The following is a 16,913-nucleotide window of genomic DNA, read 5'->3' as shown; positions in this document are numbered from 1 at the left end:
CATGTCCCATTCGCTCGAACTGCTGATCGCCAAGCTCAACGACGCCACCCGGCGCGCGGCCGAACAGGCCGTGGTCCTGTGCAAACAGCGCGGGCACCACGAGGTGGACCTGGAGCACATCTTCCTGGCCTTGCTGGCCCAGCCGGCCAATGACCTGATCCTGCTGTGCCGCCATGCCGGTGTGAGCCTGGAAGGTTTGCGCGAGGACCTGGAGGCTGAACTGCAGCGAGAGACCCGCCACAGCATGCGCCCGCCGGTGTTCTCGGTGCATGTGCCTGTTTTGTTGGAGCAGGCCTGGTTGATGGCCTCGCTGGCGTCGCCACAAGGCCGCATCCGCAGCGGGCACCTGTTGCTGGCCTGGATGACGGAACCCACCTTGGCGCAGCTGGCGGTGCAGACCTCGGCACGCCTGCGGCAGTTCCCGCTGGCCGAGCTCAAGCACCATCTGGCCGAGCTGACCTCCGCGTCACCTGAGGCTGTGTTCGAGGTGCCTGCCGCGACTGCCCGCGCGGGCGAGCCACTGCACGAAAGTGTGCGTGAGGGTGCGCGCGAAGGCAGCGCCGGTGTGGCCCAGCCCGCGCGCACCCCCGCGCTCGACCAGTTCACCACCAACCTCACCGAGCGCGCCCGCGCCGGGCAGCTCGACCCCGTCATCGGTCGGGATGCCGAGATCCGCCAGGCCATGGACATTCTGTTGCGCCGGCGCCAGAACAACCCCATCCTCACCGGCGAAGCGGGCGTGGGCAAGACGGCGGTTGTCGAGGGCCTGGCCCTGCGCATCGCCGCGGGCGACGTGCCGCAGGTGCTGCAGAGCGTGGCCATCCACGTGCTGGACATGGGCTTGCTCCAGGCCGGGGCCTCGGTCAAGGGCGAGTTCGAGAACCGCCTGAAGAACGTCATCGGCGAGGTTCGCCAGAGCCCGCACCCCATCATCCTGTTCATCGACGAGGCGCACACGCTGATCGGTGCGGGCGGCCCCGCCGGTGGCGGTGACGCGGCCAACCTGCTCAAGCCCGCCTTGGCGCGCGGCGAGTTGCGCACCATCGCGGCCACCACCTGGAGCGAGTACAAGCAGCACGTCGAGAAAGACGCGGCCCTGGCGCGGCGCTTCCAGGTCATCAAGGTCGAAGAGCCCAGCGAGCCTGTGGCCGCGGCCATGCTGCGCGGCATGGCGCCGCTGATGGCCCAGCACTTTGGCGTGCAGCTGCTTGACGAGGCCATCACCGAGGCGGTGCGCCTGTCGGCGCGTTACATCAGCGGCCGTCAGCTGCCCGACAAGGCCGTGAGCGTGCTGGACACAGCGTGCGCTCGCGTGGCCCTGGGTCAGCGCAGCACGCCTGCCCGCATCGAAGACACCCGCCGCAGCCTGGCGCAGATCGATGCCGAATCGCAGGCGCTGCAGCGCGAGCTCGCCGCAGGCGTGCACCTGGCGTTGGAGGGCGCTCACCTGGCCTCTCACCCGAGCGCCCACCCTGCCTCCCATGCCGCTCGCCTCGACGCCCTCGGCATGCAGCGCATGGATCTGCAAGCCCGCCTGCAGGCCGACGAGGCCCGCTGGCACCTGGAGCAGCAGGCCGTGCAGGACATCCTGGCCCTGCGCCAGCGCGCCGAGCAGCACGCCGGTGGCCTGAGCGAGGCCGAGCGCGCCGAACTCCAAGGGCTGCAGGCCCGTCTGGCAGCCTTGCAGCGTGGCGGGCAAGAGGGTGTGCAAGGGGGGGCGCAAGGGGGGGCGCATGCTGATGCGCCAGCCAGCCCGCTCGTGCCCCTGCAGGTGGACGCGCAGGTCGTGGCCGACATCGTGTCGTCGTGGACGGGCATCCCCCTGGGCAAGATGGTGCAGGACGAGGTCGCCGCAGCACGTGGCCTGTCGGCGGCGCTGCAGGCCCGTGTCATCGGGCAGGACCACGCGCTGGAGGCCATCGCGCAGCGCGTGCGCACCGCCTTCGCCGGCCTGGAAGATCCGTGCAAGCCGCGCGGCGTGTTCCTCTTCGTGGGGCCCAGCGGTGTGGGCAAAACCGAAACGGCCCTGGCCCTGGCCGACAGCCTCTACGGCGGCGAGCGCAACCTCATCACCATCAACATGAGCGAGTACCAGGAGGCCCACAGCGTCAGCGGCCTCAAGGGCTCGCCCCCGGGCTATGTGGGCTACGGCCAGGGTGGGGTGCTGACCGAGGCGGTGCGCCGCAAGCCCTACAGCGTGCTCTTGCTTGACGAGGTCGAGAAGGCCCACCCCGACGTGCTGGAGATGTTCTTCCAGGTCTTCGACAAAGGCCGCATGGACGATGCCGAGGGCCGCGAGATCGACTTCCGCCACACCCTCATCATCCTGACCTCGAACGCGGGCTCCCAGCAGATCATGCAGGCCTGCTTCGCCCAGGACGAGGCTGTCGGCGGGACCGTGATGAAAGCGCCCGAGGCCATGCCCGACGCCGACACGCTGGCCGAGGGGCTGCGGCCGGTGCTCTACAAGACGTTCAAGCCCGCGTTCGTGGGCCGCACGAAGGTGGTGCCCTACTACCCCTTGCACGACGATGTGCTGGCCGAGGTGATCCGCCTCAAGCTCGAGCGCATTGCGTCGCGCGTGCAGGCCCAGCACCAGGCCGAGTTCGCCTACGACGAGGCCTTGATCGACACCGTGCTGGCCCGCTGCACCGAGGTGGACACCGGCGCGCGTGCGGTGGACCACATCCTCAACGGCAGCCTCCTGCCAGCGGTGGCCGACCACGTGCTGGCGCGCATGGCACAGGGCGGTCGCCTGCAGCGCATCCACGTCGGCACCGACGCCCAGGGCGATTTCACCTTCCAGGTGGACTGAGCCGATCGCGGCTGGGGCTTAAAGCACGTCAAGCACCAGCAGGGCCTCGTCACGCCAGAAGGTGGCGGCAGCGTAAAAGCCCTCCCAGACGCAGCCGTTGCAGCCACGGCCGCAGCAGGTGGTGGGTTCGGGCGGCGGCGCGCGCAGGCTCACACCCCGTGCTTGGGCGAGCGACTGCAGCGCTGCAAACACGGCCTGGGCCGTGGCCAGCTCGAACAAGGGCTGCGTGAACAAGGCTTGGCTGAAAAACGGGTCGGACACGGTGTGATGTCTGGGGCAAGAGGTGGCAATGAGCCGGCGGGGCTGGCTGGCGACACAGGCGGCATCTTAGCCAGCCTGGCCGCCTTTGGCGCGCTGTGCCCGTGGCATAGTCAAAGCGTGAGCCCCGACACCCCCGACACCCCCGACACCCCCAGCGCCACTGCATCCGCCATGGCCGAGAGCCCCATGCTCGCGGTCTATGGTCACACCATCACCTGGCGCCACCTCATCCTGACGGCGCTGTTGCTGATCTTGCTGATGTCGGCGCTGGCCGTGGCGGCGGGCTGGTGGGCCTGGCACCACCTGGTCGTGAACGTGGCCTTGCGCGAGCAGCAGGCCCTGGTGCGCCTGCCCGATGCGCTGTCGGTGCGCGCCGAGCTGACCCGCCAGGTGGCTGTGCGGATCGACCAGACCTTGCCGGTCCGGGTGCCCATCCAGCAAGACCTGCTCATCCCCATCCAAGACGCCATCCCCGTGCAGGTCAGCATCGACACGGTCTTGCCCATCCGCCTGGACGTGCCGGTGCGCCAGACCATCCACCTCGACCAGACGGTGGACATCGACACCCAGGTGCGCACCCGCGTGCTGGGCTTCAACCTGACCCTGCCCATCCAGGGGCGCGTGCCGGTGAAGGCCGATGTGCCGGTGGACATGGTCATCCCGGTGCACAAAGACCTGCCGATCGCGTTCACCACGCTGGCCCAGGTGCGCATCACCGAGCCGCTGCGCACCCGCATCGACACGGTCATCCACACCCAGGTGCCCATCCACGAGGCCATGCGCCTGCCCATCACCGAGCCCGTGGCGGCCCGGCTGACCTTCCCGCAGCAGCAGGTGAAGGCGGGGCTGGACCTGATGGACCTGACCGTGCCTTTCGAGGCGGTGACCATGGCCTTGCGCCGCAGCACGGGCGCCGCGCCGTGAAGCCTGTGGCGACCCTGCACGGCGCGCACCCACCGCGCGGCTGGAACCGCCCGGTGCGCCCGGTGGCGCTGGTGCTGGTCGGGGTCGCGGTGCTCTTGCTGTGGGGCTTGCTGATGCTTGCGGCCACCTGGTACGTCTATGCCCGCTGGGATGCCATCGTCGAGTTGCGCCAGCACCCGATCACATTGCGCCTGCCCGAGGGGCTGCAAGCCCTGGCCGAGGTCTCGGCGCCCCTGCAGACCCGGGTGAACCTGGCGCCACGGGTGGTGGTGCCGGTGCACCAGACTTTGGCGGTCGAGGTGTCTGACAGCCTGCAGGCGCGGGCCCGCTTGCAGACCCGTGTGCCCGTGGACACGGTGGTGCACGTCGCGCAGAGCGTGCCGGTGCGCACCTCGCTGCAGCTCAGCGTGCCGGTGGTGAGCTGGCTGCCGCGCTTCGAGGTCACCGTGCCCTTGGTGCTGGACTTGCCCGTCAAGCTGGACGTGCCGATCAAGATCGAGGTGCCGCTCGACCTGGACGTGCTGGCCAGCGGCGAGTTGCGCGCGCCTTTGCAGGTGCCGCTGGACGTCGATTTGCGCTTGCGCCCCGAGGTGCGGGGGAACCTGAGGGTGGGCATCGGCCGGCAGATGGCCTTCCGCCTGCAGGGGCCGATGCCACCCATGCCTGTGCTGATCGAGCACGCGCGACTGAACCTGCCGTTCAGCCAGCCTCGCCTGCGCCAGCGTGGCGATGGCGAGGCCAACCAGGCCCCTCGCTGAGATCCACAGTGTCATCCCTGGGGCAGCACTGCCCAGCGTGCCGGCGCGGCGTGACATGTGCACTCCCGCATTGACGGGGCCCGGCCAGCGACCACGGCGTTTATCCCGGGTGTGTTTTGCGCCGCTCGGGGCCATAGTCATCTCCGTGGGGGATGGCAACCTTCCCTGTGATGTGGCTGAGGCTGTACGGGAGTGGCTGGCGTGGGCACGGCAGTGATGCGGTCGGATGGGGCGATGTCGGTGGAAGCCGAACACGCCGAGCGGGTCGAGCAAACCCTGGCTCAGGGTTTGCCTGCGCTGTCGTTCCCTGCGGCACTGGAAACCCATTTCCTGGCGCAAGCCGAAGGCAGTCGCCGACGTGCCATCACCGAAGCCGGGTTGGCCGCCGTCATGTTGTTCGCCGGCATGGTCGTGGCGGACGCATTGCTGACGCCAGACACCGTGAAGTTCGCCTTGGCCGTGCGCCTGCTGGTGTTCGGGCCCGTCGTGCTGGTCGGGTTGGCCGTGCTGAACGCGCTGCGCATCCCCTGGCTCACCGAGTGGCTGATCGTCCTGGCGGGCATGTTCGCGGTGACGCTGACGGCGCTGATCCTGCTGCAGGCAGAGGGGCGCTGGGCGGTGGCCAGGCTGGTCGAGATCAACATCATCGTGGTCTATACCTGTACCTTGGCGCGCTTCTGGCCGGCGCTGGCCCTCGGTGCGTTCACCATGGCGGTGCAACTGGGCCTGGCCACCACGCTGCCCGACTTCACGGGTGTGCTGGCCATCAACACCACCTTGCTGCTGGGCGCCGTCACCGTGTTCACGCTGTACGGCAACTACACCCTGGAGCGCGACGAGCGCATGGCCTACCTGCTGGCGCAACGCGAACAGGCGCTGCAGGACGCGCTGCACACCTCGCACCAGCAACTGGCCCGCATGGCGCGCACCGATGCCCTGACCGAGGTGGCCAACCGCCGCCATGCCGAAGACTTCCTGGCGCAGACCTGGGCGCACGCGCAGCAGCGGCAGGTGCCGATGGCGCTGGTGATGATCGACATCGACCACTTCAAGCGCTACAACGACCACCATGGGCACCTCAGCGGCGACCGTTGCCTGCAGGCCGTGGCGCGGGCGCTCAGCGCTTGCTCGCGCCGGGCGGGCGATCTGGTGGCGCGCTTGGGCGGCGAGGAGTTCGTGCTCATCATGAACGACGTGGACCACGCTTCGGCCCTGAGCGTGGCCCAGCGCATCCAGGCCAGCGTCCAGGCGCTGGGCGTGCCCCATGGCGGCTCGCCAAGCGTGCCGGTCGTCACGGTGAGCGTGGGCGTGGCGTCGATGCGGCCGCGGCCGGGCGACGAGGCTTTGCTGCTGATGAAACGTGCCGATGACGCGCTCTATGCCGCCAAGGCGCAGGGCCGCAACCGCGTCTGTGACATGGGCAGCGACGGCGTGATCCGCTGCACGCCGGCGGGCGGGGAGGGCAGGGCATGAGCATCGTGATGGCTGTGCGCGACTGGATGCGCAGGGACCACCGCCAGCCTGTGTTGCGCTTCGATGAGGCGCAGGAGCAGCGCTTCATCGACAGCACCCACGAGGCGCGCATCCGCCACTTCATGGTCAGCGGCGTGGTGGCGCTGGTGATCTTCAACCTCTTCTTGCTGTCCGACTGGTTGATGGCGCCCGACACCTTCTGGCTGGCGGTCCGCTTGCGTTTGCTGGTGTTCACCCCCGTGGCCTTGGCCGTCTTGTACACGCCCTGGCGGCACATCGAGCTGGTGAAGGCGATGCCTGCCCACCGGCTGGAGGGCGTCGTCGTGGCCAGCGGTGTGGCGGCGGCGGTGTGCCTGACGGTGGTGCTGGTGAGCACCGACAGCCCTTACGCGGGCATGTACCGCTGCGGGCTCTTGCCCATCCTGGTGTATGGCACGCTGGTGCAGCGCTTTCGCTTCCGCTTCGCGCTGCTGTTTTCTGCCTGCGTGGTGGCCTGTCATGTGGCTTCGGTGGGCTTGGCCATGGGCCAACCCTCGCCCTACCCGGAGATCGAAGCCCCCGCCTTCCTCGTGCTGGTCGTGGTGGCGGGCTACACCCTCATCATGAACTTGCGCATGGAGAAGGAAGAGCGTCGCCGCTTCCAGCAGAAGGAGCGCCAGGCCGTGCTGCGCAGCGAGTTGGAGGCCTCACAGGCGCAGATGGCGGCGCTGTCGCGCCAGGACGCCCTGACCGGTGTGCCCAACCGACGGCGCTTTGACGAGGTGGCCCAAGCGCAGTGGCGCCAGCACGAGCGTTCGGGCGAATGCCTGGCGGTGTTGCTGGTCGATGTGGACCATTTCAAGGCCTACAACGACCACCATGGCCACCCCGCGGGGGACCAGTGCCTCAAGCTTGTGGCGCAAGCCTTGCAGACCGCCCTGCGAGAGCCCGATGCGGCCCTGGCGCGGTGGGGTGGCGAGGAATTCATCGTGCTGCTGCCGCACGCCGATGTGGCCCTGGCAGAGGAGGTGGCTGCCCGCCTGTGCGCCGCGGTGCGCATGCTGGGGCTGCGCCACGGTGGCGGCGGCGTGGACGGGGTGGTGACGATCAGCGTGGGGGCGGCACTCGCCTGCCCGGCGACCGACCGCAAGCAGTTGCCGGCGGTGGCGGGCCAGGCCGATGCCGCGCTGTACCAGGCCAAGCGGGATGGGCGCGATCGCCACTGCATGGGCGCGAACAGTGGCGGGTGTGGCTGAGGGCTCAGCCCTTGGCGTCTTGCAGCACCGCCAGCGCTTCTTGCGACCAAGCCACCCAACTGGCTTCGTACATGATCCCCGTTTTGAGGATGAGGTGCTGGATGCGCGCTTCGCGGGAGAGCTCGGCCCCGGCGGGGAAGTCGCGCGCCTCGATGGCCTCGTAGGCGGCGAGCTTCTCGGCGTGCAGGGCGGCGCGGCGCTCGATTTCCTTGTCCAGGCCCAGCGGCCCGACGACGGCGTCGGCGCGCAGGCGCACCATGAGCTCGTCGCGCAGCTCGACCATGGGGGCGGGCTCGCGCGCCCAGCGCTTGAGCTCCTTGCGGCCAGCCGGGCAGACCTGGTAGAGCTTCTTGCGGGTGCGGCCGCCGTCCGGGGCGGCCTGCGAGGCGATCCAGCCCGCGGCCTCCATGCGGGCGAGCTCGCGGTAGATTTGCTGGTGGGTGGCGCGCCAGAAAAATCCGATGGATTTGTCGAAGCGGCGGGCCAGGTCGTAGCCCGAGGAGGACTTCTCCTGCAGCGAGGTCAGCAGTGCGTGGGCCAGGGACATGGGGTGCAGTCTAAACGGCGGGCACTCCGGTATGCAACCAGTTGCAGGGTGACGCCAAATCTCCTACATTCATGGCTCGCAGTCATGCAACTGGTTGCATAGTTCTGCACGACAACGAATTTCCCCACGACGTCCCCCACAACATCCCCACCACGTCCCCATCCAGGACACCGAGCGAGACCCCACCATGAGCGCCTACCCGCACCTGCTTGCCCCCCTCGATCTGGGCTTCACCACCCTGAAAAACCGCGTGCTGATGGGCTCCATGCACGTGGGCCTGGAAGAGGCCAAGGACGGCTTCCACCGCATGGCCGCCTTCTACGCCGAGCGCGCCCGCGGTGGCGTGGCCCTGATGGTGACCGGCGGCATCGCCCCCAACGACGACGGCCGCCCTTATCCCGGTGGTGCCCGCCTGGCCACGCTGGAAGAAGCCGAGCAGCACAAGGTGGTGACGCAGGCCGTGCACGAGGCCGGCGGCAAGATCGCCCTGCAAATCCTGCACTTCGGCCGCTACGCCTACCACCCCGGCCTGGTCGGCCCCAGCCCCATCAAGGCCCCGATCTCGCCCATGCCCCCGCGTGAGCTCACCACCGACGAGGTCAAGCGCACCATCGACGACTTCGCCCACTGCGCCAAGATGGCCCAGGTCGCCGGCTACGACGGCGTCGAGGTGATGGGCTCCGAGGGCTACCTGATCAACGAATTCATCGCCGCGCGCACCAACCAGCGCACCGACGAATTCGGCGGCTCCTACGCCAACCGCATGCGCTTTCCCGTGGAGATCGTGCGCAAGGTGCGCGAGGCCGTGGGCCCGAACTTCATCATCATCTACCGCCTGTCCATGCTGGACCTGGTGGACGGCGGCTCCTCCTTCGACGAAGTGGTCGAGTTGGCCCAGGCCGTCGAGGCCGCAGGTGCCACGATCATCAACACCGGCATCGGTTGGCACGAGGCCCGCATCCCGACCATCGCCACCAGCGTACCGCGCGCGGCCTTCGCCTGGGTGACCGAGAAGCTCCAGGGCAAGGTCAAGCTGCCGTTGATCACCACCAACCGCATCAACACGCCGGAAGTGGGCGAGGCCATCCTGGCCAAGGGCCAGGCCGACATGGTCTCGATGGCGCGCCCGCTGCTGGCCGACCCCGACTTCGTCAACAAGGCCGCCGCCGGTCAGGCCGACCGGATCAACACTTGCATCGGCTGCAACCAGGCCTGCCTGGACCACACCTTCAGCGGCAAGATCACGTCCTGCCTGGTCAACCCGCGTGCGTGCCACGAAACCATCCTGAAGATCGAGCCGCTGGCATCGACCCAATCGGCCAAGAAGCGCATCGCCGTGGTGGGCGCGGGCCCGGCTGGCCTGGCTTTCGCCACCACCGCCGCACAGCGTGGCCACGACGTCACCCTGTTCGATGCGGCCTCGGAGATCGGCGGGCAGTTCAACATCGCCAAGCAGATTCCCGGCAAGGAAGAGTTCTACGAGACGCTGCGCTACTTCGGCAAGCAGATCGAACTCACCGGCGTGGCGCTCAAGCTCAACACCCGCGTGGGCGTGGACGAGCTGGCCGCGGGTGGCTTCGACGAGGTCGTGCTGGCCACCGGCGTGGCGCCGCGCACCCCGGACATCGAGGGCGTGGACCACCCCAAGGTGATGAGCTACCTCGACGTGCTGCGCGACAAGAAGCCCGTGGGCAAGCGCGTGGCCGTGATCGGCGCCGGTGGCATCGGCTTCGACGTGTCCGAGTACCTGACGCACGAAGGCAGCAGCCCCAGCCTGGACGCGGCCAAGTTCTACGCCGAGTGGGGCATCGACACCAGCTACGCCGAGCGCGGTGGCATCAAGGCCCCGCACCTGGACACCCCGCCGCGCCAGATTTACCTGCTGCAGCGCAAGACCAGCAAGGTCGGTGACGGCCTGGGCAAGACCACGGGCTGGATCCACCGCACGTCCCTCAAGAACCGCAAGGTCGAGATGATCGCTGGCGCCACCTACCGCAAGATCGACGACGCAGGCCTGCACATCACCGTGGGTGCGCAGGAGCTGGTGCTGCCGGTGGACAACGTGGTGCTGTGTGCTGGCCAGGAGCCCTTGCGCGCCCTGCAGGCCGGCCTGGAGGCCGCTGGCAAGAAGGTGCACCTGATCGGTGGGGCCGACGTGGCCGCCGAGCTGGACGCCAAGCGGGCCATCAAGCAAGGCACCGAGCTGGCCGCGGCGCTCTGAGCCGACCCTGATCGACCCATATTGACCGCGAGGAGACCCCCATGTCAGACGCCATCCCCACGCTCGAAACCCTCCGCCTGTCGCTGGCCGACAAGGTCGCCACCGTCACCCTGAACCGGCCTGACAAGGCCAATGCCATGAACTGGCAGATGTGGCAGGACATCCGCTCGGCCATGCAGTGGGCCGACCGCACGCCCGGTGTGCGCGCCGTGGTGCTGCAGGGCGAGGGCAAGCACTTCACCTCCGGCATCGACCTGACGATGATGATGGGCCTGCAAGGCCAGATCCAGGACGACTGCGACGGCCGCATGCGCGAGAAGCTGCGCGCCCTCATCCTCGAACTGCAAGACACGCTGACCAGCCTGGAGCGCTGCCGCAAGCCGGTGCTGGCCGCCATCCATTCGGGTTGCGTCGGCGGGGGCGTGGACCTGGTGAGCTGCGCCGACATGCGCTATTGCTCGGCAGACGCCTACTTCACCATCAAGGAAATCGACATCGGCATGGTGGCCGATGTGGGCACGCTGCAGCGCCTGCCCAAAATCATCGGCAGCCAGGGCCTGGTGCGCGAGCTGGCCTACACCGGCCGCAAGGTGGACGCCGAGGAGGCCCTGCGCATCGGCCTGGTCAACCGGGTGTTCGAGTCGCGTGATGACCTGCATGCCGGCGTGCGCGAGATCGCGCTGCAGATCGCGGCCAAGTCGCCGCTGTCCATCCGCGGCACCAAGGAAGTGCTGAACCACACCCGCGACCACAGCGTGGCCGATGGCCTGCAGCACATCGCCAGCTGGAACGCGGCCATGCTGATGTCCAAGGACCTGACGACGGCGATGATGGCCTCCATGGCCAAGCAGACGCCCGAGTTCAAGGACTGAGGCGCCGCGCGGCGGGCCTCGACGCCCTTCACCGTGCTTCACCGCGCCTCATCGGGGTTTCAGCGGCCCGGGCGCAGCGGTTTGAGCAACCCGCTCAGGCCGTTGTGGTCGATCTCCTGCATCAGCGCCAGCAGCCGGCCGATCTCGCCTTTGGGGAAGCCCTCCCGCGCGAACCAATTCAGGTAGTTGCCGGGCAGGTCGGCCAGCACCACGCCCTTGTGCTTGCCAAAGGGCATGGTGTGGGTGACCAGTTTGAGCAGGTCTTCAGGGTTCACCGTGGGCCTCCTCGGTCGTCCAGGCGATGCGGCCGTGTGCGGCGTCGTTCAAGCGTGTTCGGAGAGGTGCGAGCGCGCTGTCTGGCAGGCTGAAGGTGACGCTCACATCGTCGCCATGGGCCACGTCCAGCAACTGCGCGCCATGCGCATCGAGCTCGCGCCGCAGCAGGCCTTCCAGCGCGTACGGCACGCGGCAGGACGCGGTGCAGTGCCGCGTGATGGGCACCTTCTCGGCCTTGAGCAGGGCCTGGGCCACGCTGTCGGTGTAGGCGCGCACCAGGCCGCCTGCGCCCAGCTGCACGCCGCCGAAATAGCGCACCACGGTGGCCAGCACGCCTTCGAGGTCCTGCCGGCGCAGCACTTCGAGCATGGGTCGCCCGGCGGTGCCGCTGGGTTCGCCGTCATCCACCGCGGCCGACTGGCCCCCTGCCAGCAAGGCCCAGCACACATGGGTGGCGGTGGGGTGCTCGGCCCACAGGCGGGCCACCACCTGTTGGGCTTCTGCGCGGTCGGCCACGGCCTGCACGCAGCCGATGAAGCGGCTTTTCTTGATGACCAGCTCGCTGTGAACCGGGCTGGCCAGGCTCAAGGGCATGGCGGGGTGTGCGGCAGCAGCGCCTTGGCCGCTTCGATGCGCAGGGCCAATGGCACCGAGGCATCGTTCATGACCTGGCGCAGGAAGGCGTGCGGGCCGAGGGCGCCGCTGCCTGGCGCTGGCGCAGCGAGGTGTGCTGCGAGGTGTGCGGCGGTGTCTGTCGGCGCAGCATGCGCGCCGCTGGCAAGACCTGCACCACCTGCGTCATGCAGCCAGGCTTGCGCTGCGCGCCATTCGGTCGGCTGGATGCTGCGCAAGCGCGACAGCAGCTCGGCCTGGCCCTCCGGGCTGGGCGGCAGGTCGAGCCACGGTGCCCCATTGAACATGGGCGCGAGGTCGGGCGCCACGAAGGCCGACCATTGCTCGGCCTCGCCTTGCTGGGCCGGGATGGCGGCGGCGTGATGAGGGCCGACCTGGGTGACGATTTGGGTGCCGACCTGGGCGCCGACGGCGGTGCCACCCAGGGTGGCAGCTTGTGCGCCGTGCGACACCGAGGCATCGTCCAAGGCAGGCAGCAAGCTCAGCCGTGCGGCACCGATGTGGCCCAGGCAGCGCTGGCACAGGGCGCGCAGGAAGGCGTGGGCCTCGGCCACAGGCACCGCTTCGGCCAGGGAGAACCACAGATGGAAGCTGTCGGTGCCGGACACCGCGATGCCCGGCGCCGGCAGCCCGCCTTCGGCCTGCACCGCTTGCCACACGGCCGACAGCGTGGCCCAGTCGGCCGGGCGCCCCAGCGCCAGCACCAGGGTGCGGGTGCGGCCTTGGGCATCGACGAGCGCGGGCGTGGCCGTGGGGTCAGCCGTGGTGTCCGCAGCGTACAGGCGCAGCCATTCGGCGTGCAGGCGGCTGGAAGGCGGCATGGCGGCTCAGTCCTCGTCGGGTTCCCAGTCGCCGGCTTCTTCGAAGGTGCCGCCGGCTTCGATCTTCTGGAAGGCCGCGCCGATGGGCGCCTGCAGGAAGGGGATGATGGACGGGTCCAGGTTGGCGAGGATGTTCACGTCGTAAGCACCCTGGTTCTTGGCGTTCTCCATGTAGGCATCGCTCTCGGTGCCGGCCAGGAAGCGCCAGCCGCTGTCGTTCTGGCCGATGGGGTCTTCGCGGTACATGAAGCGCACGGGCAGGCCGGCCACGGTGATCTTGTCGGTGGCGATGCAGGTGCCCAGGCCGGTGGCCAGGGGCCGGATGTCTTCGGCGGCGATGTGGAGTTTCTTGCTCATGGGGGCGATGTGGGGGGCGATGCTGACGGAGGTAGGGCGGTGTCGATTGTCCCCGACGCGGCGTGGCCTTGGCGCACGGCCAGGGGCGTGAGCCCCGTCCAGCGGCGCACGGCGCGGTGCAGGGAGCTGGGTTCGGCGTAGGCGGCGCGCTGGGCGATGTCGGCCAGGGGCAGGGTGGTGTGGCGCAATTCGTGGAGCACCTGGTCGCGGCGGACCTGCTCGACCAGGTCCTTGAAGCTGAGGTGTTGCTCGGCCAGGCGGCGCTGCAGCTGCCGCGGCGAGGTGCCCAGATCGGCCTCGACCGCGGGGGCCAGGTCTTCCAGCAGGGGCAGGTGACCGGCTTGCAGGCGCGCGGCAATGTGCTGGCGCAGCACCGTGGCCAGGCGGCTGCCGTCGTGCGCCTGCTGCGCCCATTGCTGGTCGGTCACGGCGCTCATGAGGCGGTGCATGTGCGGGTCGGCGTGCGGGTTGGGCAGGTTCAGCCAGGCGGCGGGCGCCAGTTCGCTGGCCACGTCGGCATCGAAGTGCAGGGGGCAGCCGAAATAGGCCTGCAGCGGCGCCGGGTCGGCCGGGGCGGTGCAGGGCAGCCAGACGGCGTCGAGCACCAGGTGGCGGCCCGACACCCAGCGCGCAAAGGCCAGGCGGGTGGCCAGGGCGAAGGTCCACAGCGCGGTGTCGCGGGGCACCTCGCCCAGGGGCTCCAGGCGGCTGCGGATGCGCTCGCCTTGCAGCACGTGCACCGCGCGCACCTGGGTGCAGATCAGGCCTTGCAGGCGCTCGAACAGGGCCAGGCCGTTCTCGAAAGCGGCGCAGCTGATCAAGGTGTAGCCCAAGGCGCCCATGTTGGCCGGGCGCACCTGCTGCGCGATGTGCAAGGCGGTGTGCGGGTCACCGCACAGCTCGGCGGCCACGGCGAGGCCCTCGGCCAGGCGGGTGGCCGGCACCCAGCGCGTGCTGGCATCGCTGCCCCCGATGGGGTTGTCGGGCAATGCTGGCGTGCTGCCGTCGGCGTCGTCCGAAGCCAGGTCCAATCCCAAGGCGGCCAGCACGGGGCGCGGGTCGAGGTCGCGAGCGCGCACGTGGTCGGCCACCAGGCGGGCGTAGCTGGCGGCAAAGCCCAGCCCGCAGGAGGGGGCAGGCTGGGAAGGCGAGGAAGACGGAGAGGGGGTGGCGGGAGGGTGGCTCACAGCGCCGATGGTAGATCAGCGACAGGCCCTGCTGGCACCAGAAGACAAGCCACTGGCGTGTGCGGCCAATGACATCCGCCTTACCAGGCGGCACAGTCGGTCACCATGAAGCACGCCACACTTGAAGCGCCTGAGTCCGCAGCTGTCAGCACCCAGGCCCCGCCCCGCCGGTTCAGCGACCTGCCCGGGCCGCCACCCTGGCCCGTGGTGGGCAACGCCTTGCAGGTCAGCCTGCACCGCATGCACCAGAACATGGAAGACTGGGTCAAGGTCCATGGCCCGCTGATGCAGGTGCGCCTGGCCGGTTTCCACGTGATGGTGGTGGCCGACACCGACCTCATCGGCCAGTTGCTGCGCGAACGCCCCGAGACCTTCCGCCGGCCCTCGCGCATGCAGGCCATCATGCGGGAGATGGGCATCCCCGATGGCGTCTTCGTGGCCGAGGGTGAGCACTGGGCCCGCCAGCGCCGCATGGTCATGGCCAGCTTTGCGCCGCAGCAGGTGCGCACCTACTTCCCTGCGCTGCTGAACGTGGCGCACTGCTTGCGCGCGCGCTGGCTGCACACGGCAGACCAGGCCACCGAAGGCGCCCAGGACATCGACCTGCAGGCCGACCTGATGCGCTTCACGGTGGACGCCATCTCCGGCCTGGCCTTCGGGGTTGACGTCAACACCTTGCAGTCCAACGACGACGTCATCCAGCGCCACCTCGACAAAATCTTCCCCACCATCTGGCGACGCGCCCACGCCCTGGTGCCGTACTGGCAGGTCGTCAAGCTGCCTCGCGACCGTGCGCTCGACGAGAGCATGCGCTTGGTCAATGGCGCCATCCGCGACTTCATGGCCCAGGCCCGTGTGCGCCTGCAAGCGCCTGAGCGCCGTGCCGCGCCGCAAAACCTGCTGGAGGCGATGCTGGTGGCCGCCGACGCCCCCGACAGCGGCATGAGCGACGAGGACGTGGCCGGCAATGTGTTCACCATGCTGCTGGCCGGCGAAGACACCACCGCCACCAGCTTGTCGTGGATGATCGAGCAGCTCTGGCGCAACCCCGTCGCCCTGGCCCGCGCCCGCGAGGAGATCGACCGCCTGCTGGCCACGCCCGAAGGCCCCCTGCCGATGGCGCAGTGGACGCCCGAGCACCTGGCCCAGCTCGACTGGCTGGAGGCCTGCATCCACGAAAGCATGCGCCTCAAACCGGTGGGGCCCTTCAACCTGGTCGAGGCGCTCAAGGACACCGAGGTGGCCGGCGTGCCCATCCGCGCAGGCACCCCGGTGCTGCTGGTGATGCGCCACGACACGGTGCGCGACGAGGTCTTCCCCCAGGCCGAGCGCTTCCTGCCCGAGCGCTGGCTGCCCGAGGCCGAGCACCTGGCGCCGGCCTCGGCCAAGCGGGTGTCCATGCCTTTCGGTGCGGGCCCGCGCATCTGCCCAGGGCGTTTCCTGGCGATGCTGGAGATCAAGCTCGCCGCGGCCATGCTGCTGCAGACCTTCGACATTGCCGCCGTGGACACACCGGACGGTCGCCCTGCGCAAGAGCACATGGCCCTGACCATGGTGCCCGTGGGTTTGAAGATGCGCGTGAGGCGGCGGACCGCGGCTTGAGGTGCTCACCTGGGCGTGAGAGGTCGCTTTCGGGTGTTTGGCGCCATCTGTCGATGAATTTGGCTGAGTCATAACCCGTTCAGGGGGTGTCTGCCAGGGTTTCCGATGCATCTGCCGCGCAGCGGCATCCGTAAAACACGGCATTGGAGACCCGACATGCCGTACACCGCCCCATGCCCTCAGCCCGAAGCGAGCACCTTGTTGCGCGTCATCGCGCTGCAGCAGGCCCTTGAAGATGTGGCCACCCAGTCCGATTTCCTGGCCTGGGCCACGGGCCCTTTGCAGGCCGTGTTGCCCCACGCCAGCATGGCATGTGGTGTGCTGCGCACCGATCGGGAAGGCGTGGTGCTGCGCCGGGTCCTGCAGCAGGGCTGGCCCCCAGGCTATTTCGACGCCTTGACCCTGGAGGGCGGGCGCTTTCGCAGCCCGGTCATCGGGCGATGGGCGCTGCAGCGCAAGCCCCAGCTCGTGCGTGCGCAAGACACGGCCAGCCTGGGCGACACCCGCTGGCACGAGGTGTTCCACGACATGGGCTTGCACAACATGGCCGCCCACGGCGTGCTGGACCACAGCTCGCGCTCGGCCAGCTACTTCTGTTTGTCGCGCATGGAAGACACCCCGGGCGAGCAGACCGAAGCGCTGCTGCGCCTGTTGACGCCGCACATGGCCCTGGCCCTGCAGCGGGCCTTGTTTGCCGAGGACATGGGCGAAGACAAGCAGCCGGCCTGGCTCGAGCGCCTGACCGAGCGTGAGCGCGTGGTGCTGCACTGGATGTGCCAGGGCAAGACCAACTGGGAAATCGCGCGCATCTGCGGGCGCAGCGAACACACCATCAAGAACCAGGTCGAGAGCGTGCGGCAGAAACTGCACGTCAGCAACCGCACGCAGGCCTGTGCCATGGCTTCGGATGTGAGGCTGCTAACCCAATGAG

General features: G+C 69.1%; 16 protein-coding genes. 9 read left to right on the top strand and 7 right to left on the bottom strand.

All coding sequences use genetic code 11. The annotated features are described in order from the left end of the window. The first annotated feature begins 1 nt into the window (after window position 1). Window positions 2–2,815: a type VI secretion system ATPase TssH gene (tssH, locus tag EV672_RS01780; RefSeq protein WP_133605854.1), complete on the top strand. Its 2,814-nt coding sequence runs from the start codon at window positions 2–4 to the stop codon at window positions 2,813–2,815. 18 nt (window positions 2,816–2,833) lie between these two features. Here the strand turns inward: tssH and EV672_RS01775 are convergent, their stop codons facing one another. Then, window positions 2,834–3,076, bottom strand: coding sequence for an oxidoreductase-like domain-containing protein (locus EV672_RS01775; protein ID WP_243738462.1), 243 nt, complete (start codon window positions 3,074–3,076; stop codon window positions 2,834–2,836). A gap of 117 nt (window positions 3,077–3,193) precedes the next feature. Here EV672_RS01775 and EV672_RS01770 point away from each other — a divergent pair, with 117 nt between their 5' ends. The 4 genes from EV672_RS01770 to EV672_RS01755 all read left to right on the top strand — a co-directional run bounded on the left by EV672_RS01770 (window position 3,194) and on the right by EV672_RS01755 (window position 7,466). Continuing rightward, window positions 3,194–4,000 (top strand): hypothetical protein, encoded by an 807-nt coding sequence (locus tag EV672_RS01770; RefSeq protein WP_133605853.1) that lies wholly within the window; start codon window positions 3,194–3,196, stop codon window positions 3,998–4,000. Beyond that, entirely contained in the window at window positions 3,997–4,758 is a 762-nt protein-coding gene (locus EV672_RS01765) for a hypothetical protein (RefSeq protein ID WP_133605852.1), read from the top strand. Before EV672_RS01770 ends, EV672_RS01765 begins: the two co-directional genes overlap by 4 nt. Window positions 4,759–4,992: 234 nt before the next feature. Continuing rightward, window positions 4,993–6,231 carry a GGDEF domain-containing protein gene (locus EV672_RS18775; protein WP_133605851.1) on the top strand — a complete coding sequence of 413 codons (1,239 nt, stop codon included), beginning with the start codon at window positions 4,993–4,995 and terminating at the stop codon, window positions 6,229–6,231. Beyond that, window positions 6,228–7,466 (top strand): GGDEF domain-containing protein, encoded by a 1,239-nt coding sequence (locus EV672_RS01755; protein WP_133605850.1) that lies wholly within the window; start codon window positions 6,228–6,230, stop codon window positions 7,464–7,466. The genes EV672_RS18775 and EV672_RS01755 overlap by 4 nt, the downstream gene beginning before the upstream one ends. 4 nt (window positions 7,467–7,470) lie before the next feature. Here EV672_RS01755 and EV672_RS01750 read toward each other — a convergent pair whose 3' ends face one another. Beyond that, the gene (locus EV672_RS01750; RefSeq protein ID WP_133605849.1) at window positions 7,471–8,013 is read right to left on the bottom strand and encodes a PadR family transcriptional regulator; all 543 of its coding nucleotides are present in this window, start codon (window positions 8,011–8,013) and stop codon (window positions 7,471–7,473) included. Window positions 8,014–8,200: 187 nt separating this feature from the next. Here EV672_RS01750 and EV672_RS01745 point away from each other — a divergent pair, with 187 nt between their 5' ends. Further along, on the top strand, window positions 8,201–10,234 hold the full coding sequence (locus EV672_RS01745; RefSeq protein ID WP_133605848.1) for an NADPH-dependent 2,4-dienoyl-CoA reductase: 2,034 nt from the start codon (window positions 8,201–8,203) through the stop codon (window positions 10,232–10,234). Between the two features lie 41 nt (window positions 10,235–10,275). Next, entirely contained in the window at window positions 10,276–11,106 is an 831-nt protein-coding gene (locus tag EV672_RS01740; RefSeq protein WP_243738461.1) for a crotonase/enoyl-CoA hydratase family protein, read from the top strand. A 59-nt stretch (window positions 11,107–11,165) separates the two neighbouring features. On the opposite strand, the gene EV672_RS01735 is transcribed toward EV672_RS01740, so the two are convergent. From EV672_RS01735 to EV672_RS01715, 5 genes are read right to left on the bottom strand one after another with little or no spacing between them, the layout of a single operon-like run. After that, on the bottom strand, window positions 11,166–11,381 hold the full coding sequence (locus EV672_RS01735; protein ID WP_133605847.1) for a DUF3820 family protein: 216 nt from the start codon (window positions 11,379–11,381) through the stop codon (window positions 11,166–11,168). After that, entirely contained in the window at window positions 11,371–11,976 is a 606-nt protein-coding gene (locus EV672_RS01730; RefSeq protein ID WP_133605846.1) for an IMPACT family protein, read from the bottom strand. Before EV672_RS01730 ends, EV672_RS01735 begins: the two co-directional genes overlap by 11 nt. Then, entirely contained in the window at window positions 11,967–12,836 is an 870-nt protein-coding gene (locus EV672_RS01725; RefSeq protein ID WP_133605845.1) for a hypothetical protein, read from the bottom strand. The genes EV672_RS01730 and EV672_RS01725 overlap by 10 nt, the downstream gene beginning before the upstream one ends. 6 nt (window positions 12,837–12,842) lie before the next feature. Further along, window positions 12,843–13,193: a DUF2185 domain-containing protein gene (locus EV672_RS01720; protein ID WP_133605844.1), complete on the bottom strand. Its 351-nt coding sequence runs from the start codon at window positions 13,191–13,193 to the stop codon at window positions 12,843–12,845. Beyond that, entirely contained in the window at window positions 13,190–14,380 is a 1,191-nt protein-coding gene (locus EV672_RS01715; RefSeq protein WP_133605843.1) for an AraC family transcriptional regulator, read from the bottom strand. Before EV672_RS01715 ends, EV672_RS01720 begins: the two co-directional genes overlap by 4 nt. A gap of 105 nt (window positions 14,381–14,485) precedes the next feature. On the opposite strand from EV672_RS01715, the gene EV672_RS01710 reads away from it, so the two are divergent. Together EV672_RS01710 and EV672_RS01705 are read left to right on the top strand one after the other, a co-directional pair. Continuing rightward, window positions 14,486–15,982, top strand: coding sequence for a cytochrome P450 (locus EV672_RS01710; protein WP_133605842.1), 1,497 nt, complete (start codon window positions 14,486–14,488; stop codon window positions 15,980–15,982). 156 nt (window positions 15,983–16,138) lie between these two features. After that, on the top strand, window positions 16,139–16,912 hold the full coding sequence (locus EV672_RS01705) for a helix-turn-helix transcriptional regulator (protein ID WP_166643412.1): 774 nt from the start codon (window positions 16,139–16,141) through the stop codon (window positions 16,910–16,912). Window position 16,913: the final 1 nt, after the last annotated feature.

It is taken from the genome of Aquabacterium commune (assembly GCF_004362855.1).
Classification (GTDB): Bacteria; Pseudomonadota; Gammaproteobacteria; order Burkholderiales; family Burkholderiaceae_C; genus Aquabacterium; species Aquabacterium commune.
Note: the sequence above shows the minus strand (reverse complement) of the source record. Positions and strands in the feature narration are given on the sequence as shown.

What these genes read in the sequence shown, in the direction of transcription:
- tssH (WP_133605854.1), top strand. Translation starts at nt 2, where the DNA reads ATGTCCCATTCGCTCGAACTGCTGATCGCCAAGCTCAACGACGCCACC.
- EV672_RS18775 (WP_133605851.1), top strand. Translation starts at nt 4,993, where the DNA reads ATGTCGGTGGAAGCCGAACACGCCGAGCGGGTCGAGCAAACCCTGGCT.
- EV672_RS01755 (WP_133605850.1), top strand. Translation starts at nt 6,228, where the DNA reads ATGAGCATCGTGATGGCTGTGCGCGACTGGATGCGCAGGGACCACCGC.
- EV672_RS01750 (WP_133605849.1), bottom strand. Translation starts at nt 8,013, where the DNA reads ATGTCCCTGGCCCACGCACTGCTGACCTCGCTGCAGGAGAAGTCCTCC.
- EV672_RS01745 (WP_133605848.1), top strand. Translation starts at nt 8,201, where the DNA reads ATGAGCGCCTACCCGCACCTGCTTGCCCCCCTCGATCTGGGCTTCACC.
- EV672_RS01740 (WP_243738461.1), top strand. Translation starts at nt 10,276, where the DNA reads ATGTCAGACGCCATCCCCACGCTCGAAACCCTCCGCCTGTCGCTGGCC.
- EV672_RS01730 (WP_133605846.1), bottom strand. Translation starts at nt 11,976, where the DNA reads ATGCCCTTGAGCCTGGCCAGCCCGGTTCACAGCGAGCTGGTCATCAAG.
- EV672_RS01725 (WP_133605845.1), bottom strand. Translation starts at nt 12,836, where the DNA reads ATGCCGCCTTCCAGCCGCCTGCACGCCGAATGGCTGCGCCTGTACGCT.
- EV672_RS01720 (WP_133605844.1), bottom strand. Translation starts at nt 13,193, where the DNA reads ATGAGCAAGAAACTCCACATCGCCGCCGAAGACATCCGGCCCCTGGCC.
- EV672_RS01710 (WP_133605842.1), top strand. Translation starts at nt 14,486, where the DNA reads ATGAAGCACGCCACACTTGAAGCGCCTGAGTCCGCAGCTGTCAGCACC.
- EV672_RS01705 (WP_166643412.1), top strand. Translation starts at nt 16,139, where the DNA reads ATGCCGTACACCGCCCCATGCCCTCAGCCCGAAGCGAGCACCTTGTTG.